Genomic DNA, 16,959 nt, shown 5'->3' on the forward strand with positions numbered 1-16,959 from the left:
GGCACAGCCCGGCCATGGCCCGGCTTCACATCAGCAAGGTTGCGGTCGGCTGCGGCAGTGTCGACGCACTGCGGTTGCGCCAGCAGTCGCGGCTGCAAGGCGACCATGTGCCTATCACGACCCGGTTCCGGCCGAAGCGGGCCGAAGAGCTGATCGGCGGATCGATCTACTGGATCGTCAAGCACCGGCTCGCGGTGCGCCAGACAATCCTCGGATTTGCCGAAAGCGAGGGCGACCGCCGTACGATCATCCGTCTCGATCCGACCCTGGTGCCGGTCCGAGGGCAACCGAAGCGCGCCCATCAGGGCTGGCGCTACCTTGGACCCGAGGACGTTCCGCCCGACCTGGGCGGAGACGGCGACGGCGTCGAGGCGCTGCCGCCACAACTCGCCGAGCGGCTAGCGGTGCTGGCTCTGATCTAGACGCCCCGATCCGCAGCGGACGAGATCGCTGTTCGGGCCGCGCAGCGTGCAGGCGGCCGTTCCCGCTATCTCTACCGTGCCTAGGCCCAGCGCCGTCACCGTCGCGGCTCGCCGTGCCTCCACCGCGATCGCACCACTGGTGACCGAAGTGATCGCGGCGGTCTCGACGCGCAGGCCCGAAGCCTCCAGATCGCCGCTGCCCTGCACATTGGCGTTCATCACCTCGGCGGTGCCCGCCAGTTCGACCCGGCCGGCGCCGGCGAGGCCGACCGACAGATTGTCGGCCTGCAGCTGCGCGACGCGTAACCGCCCGCTGCCTTCGACCGACAGATCGACCTTCAGGCCCTCGATGCGGTCTATGTCCAGCCTGGCGGGACCGAGCAGACGGGCCGAGCGCAGGCTGCGCGTTCCGAGTTCGACCGTCACCGTTCCTTCCTGAGCTCCCGGATTGCCGCCCCAATGATGTCGATTGCGCCTGATGCGCAGCATCCGACCAGTGACGTCGATCGCGACGCGGTCGAGCGCGGCCTGGCTGCCCGACGCGACCGCCGTGGACGGACCGCCGACGGTCAAGCGGACAATGTACGGGCCTTCGACCACCACCCGATCGAAGTCGGTGACCGCGTAGCGGCGGTCCGCCGCCACGGCAGGCGATGTCGTCGAAACTGCAACGAGGCCGGCGACGAGAAGAAGGGTTCGGATCATCCGGCAACCATGCCCGGAATTGGTTAACCATCCATGGGGACGGCGGCTCGAAAACCGGGACTCAGTCGCCGCAGCGTATCTCGCCCGAACCCATCTTGGTGACCGAACAGCGGGCGGCCCCGCGAACCGTGACGTGGCCGGACCCCATGATCGAGCCGTCGACCGCCTCGCTCGCCTGAATGGCCACGTCGCCCGAGCCGGCGATCGACACCGACGCCCGGCGCACCTGCAGCGAATCGAGCTCGACGCTGCCGGATCCCGCAATGCTTATCTCGGCCTCCTCGGCTGCGCCCGACGCGCGAATGTCGCCGGAACCCGTGACCGAAAACTCGACACGCCGGGCCTGGAGCGTCCCGATCTCGAGGTCGCCCGAGCCGGAGATCGAGCTTTCGAACGCCTCCGCCTGGACGCGGTCGATCCGCATGTCGCCGGAACCGCCGATGGAAGCGCCATTCAGCGATGGGGCCGTGACGTGAACCGTGACGGAGCCCCGACTTCCCCCGGAGAACCAGGAGTCGCGGCGGGTTTCGAGCCGGAGCACGCCGCCTTCGACCCGCACCTCGAGGCGCTCGAGCGCTTCGGCATTGCCCTCGGCGCGCACCGACGGAGGCCCGCCTACCGTCACGATCACGTCGTGCGCGCCCGCCAGACTGACCGACTGAAAGGCGCCGACGTCGAAGTTGCGCTGCCCGGCCGAGCCGGTCTGAACCCCCTCGCTTCCGCCGCTTGTGCTGTTGCCGCCGTTGCCGCTCTCGTTCCCGTTGGCCGAAGTGCAGGCGCTGGCCGCGATAAGCGCGCCGATGATCGCCAGACGCATCCATTCCTCCTGTCTCTGCTGTATTATAGACATAATACAGATGGTGTATGTCGGCCGCAACAGAAAAAGGCGGCCCGTCTCCGGGCCGCCCTTTCCGAGCCATCGCCGCTTTGGCGGCCTACTCTTCTTCCTCTTCTTCGCGCACCTTGTTGTGGGCGGCGGCCGCCGTGTTCAGAATGTCGAGGATCTTCTCGAGCGCCCTCTTTTCGTCGACCTCCTCCATTGCACCAAGCTCGCGTGCGAGGCGGGTGGAAGCGGCCTCGAAGATCTGGCGTTCGGAATAGCTCTGCTCCGGCGCGTCGTCGGGCCGGAACAAGTCGCGGACCACCTCGGCGATCGAAACGAGATCGCCCGAATTGATCTTCGCTTCATATTCCTGAGCGCGGCGCGACCACATGGTGCGCTTCACCTTCGGCTTGCCCTTCAAGGTGGCGAGCGCCTCCTGCATCGTCTTGTCGGACGAGAGCTTGCGCATGCCGACGCTTTCCGCCTTGTTGGTCGGGACGCGGAGCGTCATCTTTTCCTTCTCGAAGCGCAGAACGTAGAGTTCGAGCTGCATTCCAGCGATGTCCGTGCTCTGCAGGTCGATGACACGGCCGACGCCGTGCTTGGGGTAAACGACATAATCGCCAACGTCGAAGCTCAAGGCTTTCGTTGCCATCAATATGGACCTTCCCATGGAAATGGCCGCAATGAACCGGTCTAGCCTCGCATCCGTCCCAAGAGACGCAATTGCTGGTTCCGGTTGTGCGGCAATTCGCTGTGATCACCGTCTGCGGGTGCGGTGGCATCCGCTTCGATGACAAGCATATAGCATCAAATGCGCCGGAAATCCAGCCATTCGAGATCGCTGCGCGCACGAATCGTGCCAAGGCGCCCCCGCGGGGGACCGAGCATGGAGGAGATCAGTCGCCTTCGCCGGGCTCCGCCGAGAAGTATTTCTCGAACTTGCCTTCTTCGCCCTTATGCTCGTCAGCGTCGGGCGGCGAATCCTTCTTGCGCGTGATGTTGGGCCATTCGGCGGAGTAGGTCGTGTTGAGCTCCAGCCACTTCTCAAGACCGCTCTCGGTGTCCGGCAGGATCGCCTCGGCCGGGCATTCGGGCTCGCAAACGCCGCAGTCGATACACTCGCTCGGATTGATCACGAGCATATTCTCGCCCTCGTAGAAGCAGTCCACCGGGCAGACTTCCACGCAGTCCATATATTTGCAGCGGATGCAGGCATCGGTGACGACGTAGGTCATGAACGGCTTCTCCCGCGCCGTCCCTAAGCTTGGCCCCCTTCGCTCGTCAATTCACAATAAAGGAGCCGGGCCGCAGCCGGCGGCCCGCGGCGCTGCGGAAGCGCTTCGACCTTGAGTACCCGCACCCTCCCGTGCTGCGCAAAGCTCAGCACGTCTCCGACCCGGACGGGCGCATGAGCGCGGTCGATCACCCGTCCGCCCACCCGGATCCGGCCTTGTTCGGCCAAGGCCTGCGCAGCGCTGCGCGTCTTGACGATCCGGGCAAACCAGAGAAATTTGTCGAGCCTTAGGCTCTCCGCCGGCCGATTCAGCGTCAAGGACCGGGCCTACCTTCCGGATCCCGGAGGGGCGCGCAGCTCCGCCAGCGCGGCGAAGGCGTGGGAGCCGCCCGCCTCCCTCGTGCGGGGCCGTCGCGCCCGGCCCCGCCAGACCCAGCCGGCGTCACCGGCCGCCGGCCGGAACCCGATATCGCGCATCAGCCTGGCCACAGCGGAAGGCTGAAGTCCGAGCGAGGTGACGAGCGCCTCGTCGACGATCGGGCCTTCCTTGCCGCCCTTCACCTCATGGGCGTGACGTGCGAGGCGCTCGGCCATGTCGACACGGATCATCTGCGGGCCCGCGGGGCGAAAGCCAAGCCGCGCCAGCGAAGCGAGGACCGGCGGCGCCGGCGCTGGCAGCACGACACTCGACGGCGGCGGGAGCTCCGGCATCGGCTCGCCGCCCGCGGCAGCGCGAAGCGCGCTGCGCCAGCGCATCGCCTCGGGCTTCAGCACAGCTGGCATGAACAAGTCGAGCGCACCGATCCGCACGCCCAGGCTGGTGACGGCGCGACGCTGCTCCCGATCGAGCGCGGCGAGCGGCTCGGCCACCCGCTCGCGGGCGACGATGCCGCCCTCGTCGACCAGCATCGCGAGCAACGAGCGGATAGCCGCCGGCGAGACGGGATCGCGGGCAGCGGTGCCGGCCGCGCGCAAGGGCCCAAGTGTGCGCTCGACCTGGCCGCGGATCCAGCCGTGCAACCGCTCGATCACCGCGTCGCGTCCACGCGGCGAGACGGAATCGATTCGCCGGTCGAGCTGGATGCGCGGCGAGAGCAGGTTCTTGCCGGGACCGAGCTTCGCCACCTCGTGGCCGCGCCACAAGAGGGCGACCGGGGTTCCAGGAACGGTGCGCAACGAGAAATGATCGTCGCTGTCGGCGACCAAGGCAGCCGCCCTTTTCTCATATTCGCCCGCGAGCCGCCGCTCGGCGGTGGCCAGCAGCATCTTGCGGTCGGCGTGGCGTGCCGCCGGATCCACCTCGAAGGTGAAGCCCTGCAGCCGCCCGATCGCATAGGCGCCGACGCTCACCTCGCCCTGATCGTCGATCAGCACCGGGAACTCGCCTGCGTCCTTGCGGCCCAGATCCCGCATCAGAACCGACGTGCGGCGATCGACGAAGCGCTGCGTGAGACGGTCGTGCAGCGCCTCGGACAACTTCTCCTCGACCGCCATCGCCCGTTCGGCCATCGCTGCCGGTTCGGCCAGCCAGTCGGCGCGATGGGCGATATAGGCCCAGGTCCGCACGCCGGCGAGCCGGTCGGCAAGCGTCTCGATGTCACCCTGCACATTGTCGAGCCGGGCGACCTCGGCGGCATACCAGGCCTGCGGTATGTGGCCCTTTCCCTCACTCAGATGGCCGAAGATGCGGGCGACGAGGCGTGCATGATGTTCTGGACCGGTCTTGCGGAAGTCGGGCAGGCCGCAGGCCGCCCACAGCCGGCGCACATTGCCGCCACGCGTGCGCGCCAGGATGTCGGCATCGCCGGCGAGCAGCTTCAGCACGGCGAGATCGATCGCCTCCGGCGCTGCGCGAAGCCCCGGACGCGTCGGCCGGCGCTCAAGCGAGCGGATCAGAGGCTCGATCCCATCGAAGTCGATGTCGCTGGCCCGCCAATAGAGGAAGTCGAGCGGCGCGAAGCGATGCTCCTCGATCGCCTCGATCTCCTCCGGCCGGAACTCGGCGAGCGCCTCCCCTTCCAGGGTCAGAGAGCCGAATGTGCCGTCGCGCTGGTGCCGTCCGGCCCTTCCGGCGATCTGCGCCATCTCGGCTAGGGTCAGGCGGCGGCGGCGGCGGCCGTCGAATTTGCTCAGGCCCGCGAACGCGACATGGCTGACGTCCATGTTGAGGCCCATGCCGACGGCGTCGGTGGCGACCAGATAATCGACCTCGCCAGCCTGATACATCTCGACTTGTGCATTGCGGGTGCGTGGGCTCAGCGCGCCCATCACCACCGCGGCGCCGCCGCGCATCCGGCGCAGCATTTCGGCGACGGCATAGACCTGCTCGGCCGAGAAGGCGACGATAGCCGACCGGGGCGGCAGCCGCGACAGCTTGGCCGGGCCGGCATAGGTCAGCGTCGAGAAGCGGGGCCGGCCGACGATCTCGGCGTCCGGCAGCAGGCTGCGGACCATCGGCGCCAGGCTCTCCGAGCCCAGGATCATGGTTTCCTCGCGACCGCGAGCGTGCAGCATCCGGTCGGTGAAGACATGTCCGCGCTCGGGATCCGCGCCGAGCTGCGCCTCGTCCACGGCGACGAAGGCGAAGTCCCGGCCTCCATCATCTCCACGGCCAATGACGGGCATGGATTCGGCCGTGCACAGGAACCAACGCGCCTGCGGAGGAAGGATCTTCTCCTCGCCGGTGAGCAAGGCGACCTGGCTTTCGCCCTTCAAGCGGACGACGCGGTCATAGACTTCCCGCGCAAGCAGCCGCAGCGGAAAGCCGATCATGCCCGAGGAATGCCCACACATGCGCTCGACCGCCAGATGCGTCTTGCCGGTGTTGGTCGGGCCCAGAATGGCCTTGAGCGGCTGATCGCGCATATGAGCTAGATTGTTTCATCGCTGCCAAAGCGCAACCATTTCCGACGTTTGGAACAAGGCACCGCTCGCCCGGCCACACCTTCGCTTCGTCGCATGGACGAGTCCGTCCGCCGTTCCGTAATTTGACTTTAACCTCTTTTCTTCACAACCGTGCAGGCCTGCCGAGCGGGGTGCGCGGCGGGGGTGATGGGCGCGCGGGGGTTCTCCTGCATTGTATCGATTCAACGACATAGGCGGAGCGCCAGGAAGCGGAACGGCCGCGCTCGCACTCGACGGAGGCGCGCTTCGTCCGCCCGTCGCGCGGCCGGGCTTCGGGCAGAAGAGCGCAATCTCGTCTCGTGCTGCCGGCTTCGACCTCGTCGTCGACCTTGGCCAGCGTATCGGCTCGCGCGAATGGTTCCGCGGCTTTGCGACCTGTTCCGCCCTTTGCTATGCGGCATGGTCGCTGGCCCCGACGCTGGCACCACTGCCCGGCGCGTCCCCGGCGCCTCTCCCCGAAGCCCAGTTCGAGGAAGTGCGGACCCTCGCAATCGCACCGCTCGCCTTCGGCGCCGACACCGGCCGCCGCATGGCGCCGACCGATGCGGTCGAGCCACTCGCCGACACGCCCGAACGCCCGGTGATCGAGCTGCGCGCCACCTTGGGGCGCGGCGACGGTCTGGCCCGGATGCTGCAACGCGCCGGCGTCGCCGGTCCCGAAGCCGACCGCGTCGCCACGCTGATCGGAGAGGCCGTGCCGATCGACGAGATCCGGCCCGGCACCGTGATGGACCTGATGTTGGGCCGGCGCCCGAACCGCCTGGTGCCCCGGCCGCTGGACGCGCTCGCCTTCCGCGCCCGATTCGACCTGCGGATCGAGATCGAGCGGGTCGACGGCGCGTTGGTGCTGAAGCAGGTTCCGATCGCGGTCGACGACACGCCCCTGCGGATCCAGGGCCGTGTCGGTGCGAGCTTGTACCGCTCTGCGCGCGCCGCGGGCGTGCCGGCGCGTCACGTCGAATCCTATATCCGAGCTCTTACGACGCAAATCAGCGTGCCTTCCGGCCTCAATTCCGACGACCGCTTCGACATCATCATCGAGCATCGGCGCGCCGCGACCGGGGAGACCGAGACGGGGCAGCTGCTTTATGCCGGCCTGAACCGCGCCAGCGGCCGCGACTTGCAGCTGATGCAATGGACCAGCGACGGCCGGAGCCAATGGTTCGAGGCGTCCGGCGTCGGCCGCGAAAGCGGTACGTTCCAGCAGCCGGTGCCGGGCCGGATCACGTCGAATTACGGGCTCAGGATGCACCCGATCCTGCGCTATTCCCGCATGCACCGCGGCATCGACTTCCGCGCGTCGCACGGCACGCCGATCCTTGCCGCCGCGGACGGCCGGGTCACCCGCGCAGGCTGGGCAGGGGGCTATGGCCGTCAGGTGCGCCTCGACCATCCAGGCGGAATCGCGACCTCCTATTCTCACATGAGCCGGATCGCGGTGAGCTCGGGCACTCGGGTGCGCCGCGGCCAGGTGATCGGCTATGTCGGCTCCACGGGCCTGTCTACCGGTCCGCACCTTCACTACGAGATGTATCGTAACGGCCGCCACGTGAACCCGCGCTCGGTGCGCTTCACCAGCCGCGCCCAGCTTTCCGGCAGCGAGCTGGCCAGCTTCCGGAGCCGCCTGCGCGGTCTGCTCACGACACCGGTCGGCGCAGCGCGGAGGCAGGAGCAGGCCGAGGCCCCGGCCGGCGGCTCTGCCAGCGGAGCACGCTAGGACGCAAAGGCGGTCGCCGTCTCCGCAGCGGGCCCGTCGATCTTCTTAGCCGTCCTGAGCCGGGATATCGACAGCTTCGCATTTGCGTCAGTACCGCGTGAAGCGGGCAGGGATGGTCGCAGGTAGCGAAGCCGCGACTAGCGCCCTTGAGCGCGCCAGCGCTTCACGACGCGGGCGACCATCGCCTCCTCTTCTCCGCTCTGCCGCCAAAGCTCCGAAAAGAGCGGGTCGGACGAAGCCGGACGGCGATCGCGCTCGAGATCGTCAAAGGCGACGCGGATCGGGATCGATACGCCTTCGCCGCAGACGATGCACTCGCGGTTGCGAAGCGCCGGTATGACGTCGAGGAACCCGCGCGACCCTTCCGGCATCGCGCTCTTCACGAACTGCTGGTCGCGGTCGTTGTTGAGACGCATGGCGATGATGGTGCCGCATTGCGAAAGCACGCCCTCGGCCAGATCCGACGGACGCTGGGTGATGAGACCAAGCGAGACGCCATATTTGCGGCCTTCCTTGGCGATCCGTTCGAGCACCTTGCGCACCGCCTGGCCGCCGCCGGTCCTGTCGGCGGGCACATAGCGATGGGCCTCTTCGCAGACCAGCAGGACGGGCCGCTGGACCTCGCTGCGCGACCAGATCGCATAATCGAAGACGAGCCGCGAGAGCACTGCGACGACAACCGAGACGATGTCGGAAGGAACGCCCGACACGTCGATGATCGAGATGGGCTTTCCCTTTGCGGGGAGCCGAAAGATCCGGCTGATGAAGGTGCCCATCGAATCGGCGACCAGCATGCCGGAGAACATGAACTGATATCGCGGATCGGACTTCAGCTCGTCGATCTTGCCCCTGAGGCGCATGAAGGGCGCCGTGTCGGTGGCTTTGTTGAGCAAGCCCATTTCGTGCGTGATGGCGCCGGTAAGGTCCGAGAGGGTGTACGGAATCGGCGAGTCCACGGTGAGCTTCGAGAGCCCTTCGGCCGCACGATTCCTCGCCCGCGCCTGGAGCAGGCACTTGGCCAGGATATCGGTGTCGCGCTGGCGATCGGCGCCCGACGAGGTGACGAACACCTCGCAATGCTCCTCGAAGTTCATGAGCCAGTAGGGCATGGCGAGATTGTCGACGTTGAACAGCTCGCCATGGCCCTTGAACGCCGCCGAATATTCCCCGTGCGGGTCGATCATCACGATATGGCCCTCGGGGGACTGATCGCAGATGCGGTGCATGATCAAGGCGGCTGCGGTCGACTTGCCGGTGCCGGTCGAGCCGAGCAAAGCGAAATGCTTGCCCAGGAACGGATCGACGTAAAGGGCGGCGCGCACGTCCTTGGTCGGATAGACGGTGCCGATCTCGATATGGGCGCGCTCGTCGGCGGCGAACATCTGCTTCAGGTCGGAGGCGGTGACCGGATAGACCTTGCTTCCGGGGATCGGATAAGCGGTGATGCCGCGCTTGAAATTGACGAGCTTGCCGCTGTGCGGATCCTCGTCCCCCTCTCCGAGGAAGTCGATATCGGCCAGAACCACGCCCGCCTCGGCATCGGCGACCTTGAGGCGGCGGACGTTGGCGAGCAGCCAGCGCCGGCCGGAATCGATCTTGATCTGGCTGCCGACCTGGCCCGACATGGCGACGCTGGGATCGGGATCGCCGGCCAGCTCGAGGAGCCGGCGGCCGACGATTTCGACACTCGCGCCGCTGCCGGCAATCTCCACCACCTGCCCGATCGCCTCATGGCGAGAGACGAGCCGGCGCTGCGTCGTGCCGCGCTCGGGCTCGGGCTCGTCGCCGGAGGTCGGAAAAGCGTGGAAGTTCATCGCATCGGTCATCGGGCGTCGGTCCCTGATTGTTTCGATCCGGACTAGCCCAATCGGGTAAACAAGTGATTTGCAGCACTTTCAGGGGTTTCCGCGCCCGCCCGACATCGGACCGCGGCGGCGGTCACCCGTAGCGGCGGCGGAAAGCGGCACTGGCGCCCCAGCCGAGCAGCAGCGACAGGGCGACGGCGCTAATGCCGTAGGTGACCGACCAACGCTCGGCCGCCCGCGCGACGAAGCCTTCGAATCCCAGCTTCTCGATGAGGATCTCGCGCGCGGCGCCGGCGACGACGCGGCCGTCGCGGATCAGGAAGGTTTCGGCGGTGTAGGTGCCTACGGGCACGCGCGCCGGTATGTTGATGCGGGCGCGATAGAGGACGCCCTCGCTGATTTCCACGCCGCGGGGATATTCGGCAAAGAGCTGGTTGCGCATCCTGAGGTCGATCAGGCCGTGCTCGAAACGGCGCAGCACTTCGGCGGAATGGCCACCACCGGGCGAGAGCTGGAGGTTATCGACCCCGAGTTCGTATATGGCGGCGATCCGCTCGTCGATGAGCTGTGGAAGCGGCCGAGACGAGGCGACGGCATAGAAGGACGGCGCCGAACGGAAGCGAACCCGTCCCACATTCATCCAGATGCCCGCCACCTTCTGCTTCTCGCGAACGACGATCCGTTCGAGGGGCCCTTTCAAGACGACGGCGATATCGGTCTGGCCCTCCGGCGGGCGGCCGTCCGGATAGATGATCGCCCCGAACAGCAGCAGCTCGGCGCCGGCGAAGCTGTAGCGTATCTCGATGTTGCGGTCCGAAACGTCCGGGACGAGATGCGGCTCGGCCTGGCCGAGAGCCAAGGGTGCCAGCATTGCCAGGCCGAGCGCCCGCCATTGACGCTCCGCAACCCTGATCACAGCATCTGCACCGTGTAGATCTCCTCCGGCCGCCAGCCGAGCTGGAGCGCCATGCGGAAGGCCACGGCGAGGACCACGATGGCCAGGATCATGCGCAGAAGTTCGGGCTTCATCGTCTGCGCGAGACGCGCGCCATATTGTGCCCCGATGACGGAGCCGATGAGCAGGAGCCCGGCAAGCACGATATCGACCGAACGGGTGGTGGTGGCGTGGACCATCGTCGTCGCGGCGGTCACGAACAGGATCTGGAGCAGAGACGTGCCGACCACGACCTGTGCCGACATGCCGAGCAGGTAAATCATCGCCGGAACCATGATGAAGCCGCCGCCGATACCGAGCAGGACGGTCAGCAGCCCCGAAACGAAGCCAAGCCCGAGCGGCGCCAGCGGCGAGATGTAGAGGCCGGAGCGATAGAAGCGCCAGCGCATCGGTAGCGCGGCGATCAGCGGGTTGTGGCGCCGCGGCGGCCGATCGCCCTTGCGTTGCGACGGCTTGATGATCTCGAGCGCCGTGGCCGCCTCCTTGGCCATCAGGATGCCGATGCTGCCGAGCAGGATGACATAGAGCAGGGAGATGACGGTATCGATCTGGCCCATGTCCTGGAGCAGACGGAAGACGAGCCCGCCGACGATCGATCCGGCGATGCCGCCCGCGATGATCACGGCCCCCATACGCATGTCGACGCCGCGGCGCCGACGGTGGGCAAGCACGCCGGAAATGCTGGTGCCGGTGATCTGCGTCGTGGCGGAAGCCACTGCGACTGCGGGCGGGATTCCGTAGAAGATGAGGATCGGTGTGGTGAGGAAGCCGCCGCCGACCCCTACCATGCCGGTGAGCAACCCGACGAGGCCACCGAGGCCAACGATCACCAGCGCATTTACGGAGAGGCCAGCGATCGGCAGGTAGATGTCCATGGGCCGGTGACCCTAGCGATTAAAGTCGGACGGCGGAAGCGCGGCCCAGGTCGGATTCCGCTCGTGCCGGCGTAACCGGGGGCTCAGAATCCCGACAGGAAGGCGGCGACGTTGTGGCCGAGCGCATCGACTGCATAACCGCCTTCCATCACCACCAGCACCGGGGCGCCGAGCGCGGCGATGCGGCTGGAGAGAGCGGAAAAGTCCGCCGTCTCGAGTTCGAAATGGGAGATCGGATCGCCGGAGAAGGTATCGGCACCGAACGAGCAGAGCAGGACGTCCGGCGACCAGGCACGAATCTCGGCCAGCGCCCGGTCGAGCGCGGGGAGATATTCGGCAGCACCCGCACCACGCGGCAACGGGAGGTTGATGGTCGCACCGGCGCCGGGCCCATGGCCGGTCTCGTCGGCATGGCCCCAGAAGAAGGGATAATCGGTGACCGGATCGGCATGGATCGAGACGAACAGCACGTCGCCGCGATCGTAGAATATGTCCTGGGTGCCGTTGCCGTGGTGGTAGTCGATGTCCAGGATTGCGGGCCTGCGGCCCGCCGCGACGGCGGACTGGGCGGCTATGGCGGCGTTGTTCAGATAACAATAGCCGCCCAGATAGTCGGCGCCGCAATGGTGGCCTGGCGGGCGGCACAGCGCGAACGCGCCGGTCCCCCCGGCCAGCACGCCATCGAGCGCCGTGAGCGCGGTCTGCGCGCTCCAGTAAGCGGCTTCCCATGTCCCTTCGGCGATGGGGCTCGAGGCATCGAAGCTGTACAGGCCGAGGCGGGCGTCGATCCGGTCCAGCGCCAGCGGGCGACGACGCACCACCGGCCAGGCATAGCCACCGGCATCACCCGGACGGCCAGCCGCTCGCCAGTCTCGCCAGGCGGCGCGCAGGAAATCGAGATAGTCCGCCGTGTGGACCGCGCGCAGGGGGGCCTCGCCATGATCGACTGCCGGCTCGACGGGACCGATCGCGGCCAGCATCGACTCGGCCCGGCCGGGATGCTCGGCATAAGGCGCAAAGCCGCCATTATGCAGCTCCTGCACCGGCGCATGGGCAAGCTGCCGCGGATCGAAGAAGCGGCGCATCAGTGCGCGCGGACCAGATCCGACGGAAGCGTCGGCTCCGACAGGATCCGCCGCATCGCCGCCCAGCGCGCGGCCGGATCCGCCCCTGCCGCCTCGACATGCCGAGCGACCATGTCGCGGCCGAGGCCGTAATTGATCACATAGGCCCGGTACTGGTCGGTGAACGCGACCGATTGCTCGGCGCGACGCTCCGACACGAGCTGATAGCGTTCGGTGAGGGCGATCGCCTGATCGCGGCTGATCCGCCCCTCGAGATAGTCGCGCGCGATGGTGAAGCGAGCTCCGGACAGCGCCTGCAGAGCCTCCTGGAGCGCGATATAGTCCGCGGCCTGGTCGATCGGCAGGCCGGCAAGCGGGTAGAGGGTCTGCGTTTCGAAGGCGAGCCGCTCGTCACCGGGAAAAGCGAGCTCGATCCCGTAATTGGCCGAGCCCTCGGCGATGAAGGATTGCGGCGAATAGAGTGGATAGACCTGATATTCGACCCAGCCGCGGCCGCGCGCCAGGTCCCGCTCGAGCAGGACGTTATAGGCATGATGGCCGGGATAGCCTTCGTGGCAGCCGAGATCGACCGCTCGGCTGAGCCGGACCGGCAGGTCGGTGTTGACCTGGATGAGGCTCCGATAGCCGCCCTGATACCAGTTGTAGCCGGACCAGCTTCGGTCCGTCACGAACTCCAGCGTGAAGCTCTCGGCCTCGGGCAAGGGGATGTGAGCCAGGGTGCGGCGGCGGCATTCGTCGATCGCCGCGCGCATGACCGGCTCGAGCCGGTCGGCGGGAACGACGAATCGGTTCTGGAACGCCTCGACGCGGTCGGCAAGAGGGCCCGAGCCGGGGACCAGGGTGTCGATACGCCCGAGGATCGGATCATAATGTTCGAGCGGCAGGATCTCCGGATCGACCCCGTACAGGCCACGCGCCTCCTCGGCGAAACTCAGCCGCTCGCCGCCCGCCATCCTGAGGCGCGTGCGGGCCGCGGTCAGCTGGGCGAGGAGGAAGTCGCGGCGCGCGGCGACGAGCGGATCGGTTGGAACGGAGAGGGCGGTGAGGCGGGCATGAAGCGATGCCGCCGCCTGTGCGAGCTCGGCCACTGTCCTGGGATTGGCCTGGGCCGCCTCACGCCATTCGGCGGGGCCGTAATAGGCGTCGACATACCCCTCCTCACGCTCGCCGATCTCGAGCGTGAGCTGGACATAATCGCGGGCAACGGCGTCGAGGCTATCGGCCGCTTGCGTGGACGTCGCTGCCGTTGCGCATCCGCCAAGCAGGATCGCGACCACCACCGCCTGAAACCATCCGGCCATTCGCCCCTCCGCTCCTGTCTGCGAAGCCTCTAGCGCGGCGAATCGGTCAAGTGAACCGCCGTAGCCGCGGGGCGCCGCTGGCGGCCGCACCGGCCGACAGACACCGTGCGCTTCTGCCGATGAGGTTCCAGCCGGAGCGCCCAACACGCGGGAATGTGCGCCCGCCCTCGGGTCGTTCAGAGCTTCTCGGTGAGCTCCGGGACGATCTTGAACAGGTCGCCGACGAGGCCGAGGTCGGCGACCTGGAAGATGGGGGCGTCCTCGTCCTTGTTGATCGCGACGATCAACTTGGAATCCTTCATGCCGGCGAGGTGCTGGATGGCGCCGGAGATGCCGATCGCGACATAGAGCTCGGGCGCGACCACCTTGCCGGTCTGGCCGACCTGGTAATCGTTGGGGACATAGCCCGCATCGACCGCGGCGCGGGATGCGCCGACGGCCGCGCCGAGCTTGTCGGCGAGGGGCTCGATATACTGATGGAAGGCCTCGGAAGAACCGAGCGCGCGGCCGCCCGAGACGATGATCTTGGCGCTGGTGAGCTCGGGACGCTCCGAATGGGCGATCTCGGCGCCGACGAAGCTGGAAAGGCCGGCATCGCCGGTGCCGGCGACCGGCTCGACTGCTGCGGAGCCGCCCTCGCGCGCCGCCTTCTCGAAGGCCGTGGTGCGGACCGTGATCACCTTCTTCGCATCGGCGCTCTTCACGGTCGCGACGGCATTGCCGGCATAGATGGGACGGGTGAAGGTGTCCTCGCCCTCGACCGAGAGGATGTCGGAGATCTGCATGACGTCGAGCAAGGCGGCAACGCGCGGCGCGATATTCTTGCCGGTCGTCGTCGCCGGCGCGAGAAAGGCGTCATAGCCTTCCATCAGCTTGGCGACGAGCGGCGCCACATTCTCGGCCAGGCCGTTCGCATAAGCGCCATCGTCGGCGAGAAGGACCTTCTCGACGCCGGCCACCTTTGCGGCTTCGTCGGCGGCCGGGCCGACGCCGGAGCCGGCGACGATCAGGTGGACTTCACCCAGCCTGGCGGCGGCGGTGACGACGGGAAGGGTCGCGTCGCGAAGCTTGCCTTCCTCATGCTCGGCCCAGACCAGCACCTTCATCCGATCACTCCCGTTTCCCTGATCTTGTCGATGAGTTCCTCGACGCTGGCGACCTTGACCCCGGCCTGGCGCCTCGGCGGCTCGGCAACCTTCAGCGTCGTCAGCCGCGGCGTGGTGTCGACGCCGTAATCGGCCGGCGTCTTCTGCGCCAAGGGCTTGGACTTGGCCTTCATGATATTGGGCAGGCTGGCATAACGCGGCTCGTTCAGGCGAAGGTCGGTGGTCACCACCGCCGGAAGCTTCAGCTTCACCGTCTCGAGGCCGCCATCGACCTCGCGGGTGACGGCGACGCTCTCGCTGCCCTCAACCTCGACCTTGGAAGCGAAGGTGCCCTGGCCCCAGCCGAGCAGAGCGGCCAGCATCTGGCCGGTCTGGTTGCTGTCGTCGTCGATCGCCTGCTTGCCCAGGACGAACAGACCCGGCTGCTCCTCTTCGGCCACCTTGGCGAGGAGCTTGGCCACGGCGAGAGGCTCGAGCTCGTCGTCGCTTTGGATGAGGATTGCCCGGTCGGCGCCCATCGCCAGCGCCGTCCTCAGCGTCTCCTGCGCCTTGGCCGGGCCGATCGAGACGGCGACGATCTCGGTCGCGACGCCCTTCTCCTTCAAGCGAATCGCTTCCTCGACCGCGATCTCGTCGAACGGGTTCATGCTCATCTTGACGTTGGCGAGATCGACCCCGGTCCCGTCCGCCTTCACCCGCGGCTTGACGTTGAAATCGATCACCCGCTTCACGGCGACCAGAAGCTTCATGCTCTTCCTCCGATATGTCGCGATCCCACTGGCCCGCGCCTTACGTTAACGTCAAGCGGCTTCCTTCACCTGCGCGACGATCTTGCGCGCGGCGTCACCGAGATCGTCGGCAGGAACGATGGCGAGGCCGCTGTCGGCGAGGATGGCCTTGCCCTCCTCGACATTGGTGCCCTCCAGGCGGACGACGAGCGGCACGTCGAGGCTGACCTCCTTCGCCGCCGCGACGATGCCTTCGGCAATGATGTCGCAGCGCATTATCCCGCCGAAGATGTTGACCAATATGCCCTTCACCGACGGATCGGAAAGGATGATCTTGAAAGCGGACGTGACCTTCTCCTTCGAAGCGCCACCGCCGACGTCGAGGAAATTGGCGGGTTCGGCGCCATTCAGCTTGATGATGTCCATCGTCGCCATGGCGAGCCCGGCGCCGTTGACCATGCAGCCGATATTGCCGTCGAGCTTGATGTAGGCGAGGTCGTGCCGCGAGGCCTCGAGCTCCATCGGATCCTCCTCACTCTCGTCGCGAAGCGTTTCGAGATCTGGATGACGGAACTCGGCGTTGGAGTCGAAGCCGACCTTGGCGTCGAGGACGAGCAGTCGCCCGTCGTCGGTCACCGCGAGCGGATTGATTTCGATCTGCGAGGCGTCGGTGCCGAGGAAGGCGTCGTAGAGCAAGGCGGCGACCTTCTGGGCCTGCTTGGCCAGATCACCCTCGAGCCCGAGCGCGTAAGCGACGGCGCGGCCGTGGTGCGGCATGAAGCCCGTCGCCGGGTCGACGGTGAAGGTGCGGATCTTCTCAGGCGTATCGTGAGCGACGTCCTCGATGTTCATGCCGCCCTCCGTCGAGACGACGAAGGCGACGCGGCCGCTCTTGCGGTCGACCAGCAGCGCCAGATAATATTCCCGGGCAATGTCGACACCGTCCGTGACGTAGAGGCGGTTGACCTGCTTGCCCGCCGGCCCGGTCTGCACCGTGACGAGCGTGTTGCCGAGCATCTCCGCGGCGGCGGCGCGGACCTCCTCCGAGCTGCGGGCGAGGCGGACTCCGCCCTTGGCGTCGGGCCCGAGCTCCTTGAACTTGCCCTTGCCGCGGCCGCCGGCATGGATCTGCGCCTTGACGACGTAGAGCGGCCCGGGGAGCTTCGATGCGGCGGCGACGGCTTCCTCGACGCTCATCGCGGCATGGCCGGCGGGCACCGGCACGCCATATTTCGCAAGCAGTTCCTTGGCCTGATATTCGTGGATGTTCATTGTCGGGAAAAGCCTTTCGGCGGG

At 67.2% G+C, this 16,959-nt stretch carries 16 protein-coding genes; 2 read left to right on the forward strand and 14 right to left on the reverse strand.

Annotated elements, in window-relative coordinates; translation table 11 throughout:
- Positions 1–14 precede the first annotated feature (14 nt).
- Positions 15–422 (forward strand): DUF1489 family protein, encoded by a 408-nt coding sequence (locus tag EKM57_RS08255; RefSeq protein ID WP_129792010.1) that lies wholly within the window; start codon positions 15–17, stop codon positions 420–422.
- Here the strand turns inward: EKM57_RS08255 and EKM57_RS08260 are convergent.
- From EKM57_RS08260 to EKM57_RS08285, 6 genes are all read right to left on the reverse strand, one after another.
- Positions 399–1,127, reverse strand: a complete 729-nt coding sequence (locus tag EKM57_RS08260; RefSeq protein WP_129792011.1) for a head GIN domain-containing protein — start codon at positions 1,125–1,127, stop codon at positions 399–401. The two genes, EKM57_RS08255 and EKM57_RS08260, sit on opposite strands and share 24 nt — an antisense overlap.
- Before the next feature lie 61 nt (positions 1,128–1,188).
- A complete protein-coding gene (locus EKM57_RS08265) occupies positions 1,189–1,944 on the reverse strand; it encodes a head GIN domain-containing protein (RefSeq protein ID WP_165357283.1) in 756 nt (251 codons plus the stop codon).
- Between the two features lie 118 nt (positions 1,945–2,062).
- Complete coding sequence (locus tag EKM57_RS08270; RefSeq protein ID WP_129792013.1) at positions 2,063–2,605, reverse strand: CarD family transcriptional regulator; 543 nt, start codon at positions 2,603–2,605, stop codon at positions 2,063–2,065.
- A 244-nt stretch (positions 2,606–2,849) separates the two neighbouring features.
- Positions 2,850–3,188: a ferredoxin FdxA gene (gene fdxA, locus EKM57_RS08275; protein WP_129792014.1), complete on the reverse strand. Its 339-nt coding sequence runs from the start codon at positions 3,186–3,188 to the stop codon at positions 2,850–2,852.
- Between the two features lie 23 nt (positions 3,189–3,211).
- Complete coding sequence (locus EKM57_RS08280; RefSeq protein ID WP_129792015.1) at positions 3,212–3,505, reverse strand: RNA-binding S4 domain-containing protein; 294 nt, start codon at positions 3,503–3,505, stop codon at positions 3,212–3,214.
- Between the two features lie 9 nt (positions 3,506–3,514).
- On the reverse strand, positions 3,515–6,052 hold the full coding sequence (locus tag EKM57_RS08285) for a helicase-related protein (protein ID WP_129792016.1): 2,538 nt from the start codon (positions 6,050–6,052) through the stop codon (positions 3,515–3,517).
- 211 nt (positions 6,053–6,263) lie between these two features.
- On the opposite strand from EKM57_RS08285, the gene EKM57_RS08290 reads away from it, so the two are divergent.
- A complete protein-coding gene (locus EKM57_RS08290; protein WP_129792017.1) occupies positions 6,264–7,808 on the forward strand; it encodes a M23 family metallopeptidase in 1,545 nt (514 codons plus the stop codon).
- A 137-nt stretch (positions 7,809–7,945) separates the two neighbouring features.
- On the opposite strand, the gene EKM57_RS08295 is transcribed toward EKM57_RS08290, so the two are convergent.
- The 8 genes from EKM57_RS08295 to sucC all read right to left on the reverse strand — a co-directional run bounded on the left by EKM57_RS08295 (position 7,946) and on the right by sucC (position 16,935).
- Positions 7,946–9,634 carry an ATP-binding protein gene (locus tag EKM57_RS08295; protein ID WP_206185351.1) on the reverse strand — a complete coding sequence of 563 codons (1,689 nt, stop codon included), beginning with the start codon at positions 9,632–9,634 and terminating at the stop codon, positions 7,946–7,948.
- A 112-nt stretch (positions 9,635–9,746) separates the two neighbouring features.
- A complete protein-coding gene (locus tag EKM57_RS08300; protein ID WP_129792127.1) occupies positions 9,747–10,484 on the reverse strand; it encodes a TIGR02186 family protein in 738 nt (245 codons plus the stop codon).
- Between the two features lie 41 nt (positions 10,485–10,525).
- Positions 10,526–11,443 (reverse strand): sulfite exporter TauE/SafE family protein, encoded by a 918-nt coding sequence (locus tag EKM57_RS08305; RefSeq protein ID WP_129792018.1) that lies wholly within the window; start codon positions 11,441–11,443, stop codon positions 10,526–10,528.
- Positions 11,444–11,526: 83 nt separating this feature from the next.
- On the reverse strand, positions 11,527–12,528 hold the full coding sequence (locus EKM57_RS08310) for a histone deacetylase family protein (RefSeq protein WP_129792019.1): 1,002 nt from the start codon (positions 12,526–12,528) through the stop codon (positions 11,527–11,529).
- Complete coding sequence (locus tag EKM57_RS08315; RefSeq protein ID WP_243450952.1) at positions 12,528–13,829, reverse strand: hypothetical protein; 1,302 nt, start codon at positions 13,827–13,829, stop codon at positions 12,528–12,530. Before EKM57_RS08315 ends, EKM57_RS08310 begins: the two co-directional genes overlap by 1 nt.
- A 176-nt stretch (positions 13,830–14,005) precedes the next feature.
- Entirely contained in the window at positions 14,006–14,935 is a 930-nt protein-coding gene (locus EKM57_RS08320; RefSeq protein ID WP_129792020.1) for an electron transfer flavoprotein subunit alpha/FixB family protein, read from the reverse strand.
- Positions 14,932–15,684 (reverse strand): electron transfer flavoprotein subunit beta/FixA family protein, encoded by a 753-nt coding sequence (locus EKM57_RS08325; RefSeq protein WP_129792021.1) that lies wholly within the window; start codon positions 15,682–15,684, stop codon positions 14,932–14,934. Before EKM57_RS08325 ends, EKM57_RS08320 begins: the two co-directional genes overlap by 4 nt.
- A 51-nt stretch (positions 15,685–15,735) precedes the next feature.
- Positions 15,736–16,935, reverse strand: a complete 1,200-nt coding sequence (sucC, locus tag EKM57_RS08330) for an ADP-forming succinate--CoA ligase subunit beta (protein ID WP_129792022.1) — start codon at positions 16,933–16,935, stop codon at positions 15,736–15,738.
- Positions 16,936–16,959 lie beyond the last annotated feature (24 nt).

Origin of the sequence: Sphingosinicella sp. CPCC 101087 (assembly GCF_004151485.1) — a bacterium.
Taxonomy (GTDB): Bacteria; Pseudomonadota; Alphaproteobacteria; order Sphingomonadales; family Sphingomonadaceae; genus Allosphingosinicella.

What these genes read in the sequence shown, in the direction of transcription:
- EKM57_RS08255 (WP_129792010.1), top strand. Translation starts at nt 15, where the DNA reads ATGGCCCGGCTTCACATCAGCAAGGTTGCGGTCGGCTGCGGCAGTGTC.
- EKM57_RS08260 (WP_129792011.1), bottom strand. Translation starts at nt 1,127, where the DNA reads ATGATCCGAACCCTTCTTCTCGTCGCCGGCCTCGTTGCAGTTTCGACG.
- EKM57_RS08265 (WP_165357283.1), bottom strand. Translation starts at nt 1,944, where the DNA reads ATGCGTCTGGCGATCATCGGCGCGCTTATCGCGGCCAGCGCCTGCACT.
- EKM57_RS08270 (WP_129792013.1), bottom strand. Translation starts at nt 2,605, where the DNA reads ATGGCAACGAAAGCCTTGAGCTTCGACGTTGGCGATTATGTCGTTTAC.
- fdxA (WP_129792014.1), bottom strand. Translation starts at nt 3,188, where the DNA reads ATGACCTACGTCGTCACCGATGCCTGCATCCGCTGCAAATATATGGAC.
- EKM57_RS08285 (WP_129792016.1), bottom strand. Translation starts at nt 6,052, where the DNA reads ATGCGCGATCAGCCGCTCAAGGCCATTCTGGGCCCGACCAACACCGGC.
- EKM57_RS08295 (WP_206185351.1), bottom strand. Translation starts at nt 9,634, where the DNA reads ATGACCGATGCGATGAACTTCCACGCTTTTCCGACCTCCGGCGACGAG.
- EKM57_RS08300 (WP_129792127.1), bottom strand. Translation starts at nt 10,484, where the DNA reads ATGCTGGCACCCTTGGCTCTCGGCCAGGCCGAGCCGCATCTCGTCCCG.
- EKM57_RS08305 (WP_129792018.1), bottom strand. Translation starts at nt 11,443, where the DNA reads ATGGACATCTACCTGCCGATCGCTGGCCTCTCCGTAAATGCGCTGGTG.
- EKM57_RS08310 (WP_129792019.1), bottom strand. Translation starts at nt 12,528, where the DNA reads ATGCGCCGCTTCTTCGATCCGCGGCAGCTTGCCCATGCGCCGGTGCAG.
- EKM57_RS08315 (WP_243450952.1), bottom strand. Translation starts at nt 13,829, where the DNA reads ATGGCCGGATGGTTTCAGGCGGTGGTGGTCGCGATCCTGCTTGGCGGA.
- EKM57_RS08320 (WP_129792020.1), bottom strand. Translation starts at nt 14,935, where the DNA reads ATGAAGGTGCTGGTCTGGGCCGAGCATGAGGAAGGCAAGCTTCGCGAC.
- EKM57_RS08325 (WP_129792021.1), bottom strand. Translation starts at nt 15,684, where the DNA reads ATGAAGCTTCTGGTCGCCGTGAAGCGGGTGATCGATTTCAACGTCAAG.
- sucC (WP_129792022.1), bottom strand. Translation starts at nt 16,935, where the DNA reads ATGAACATCCACGAATATCAGGCCAAGGAACTGCTTGCGAAATATGGC.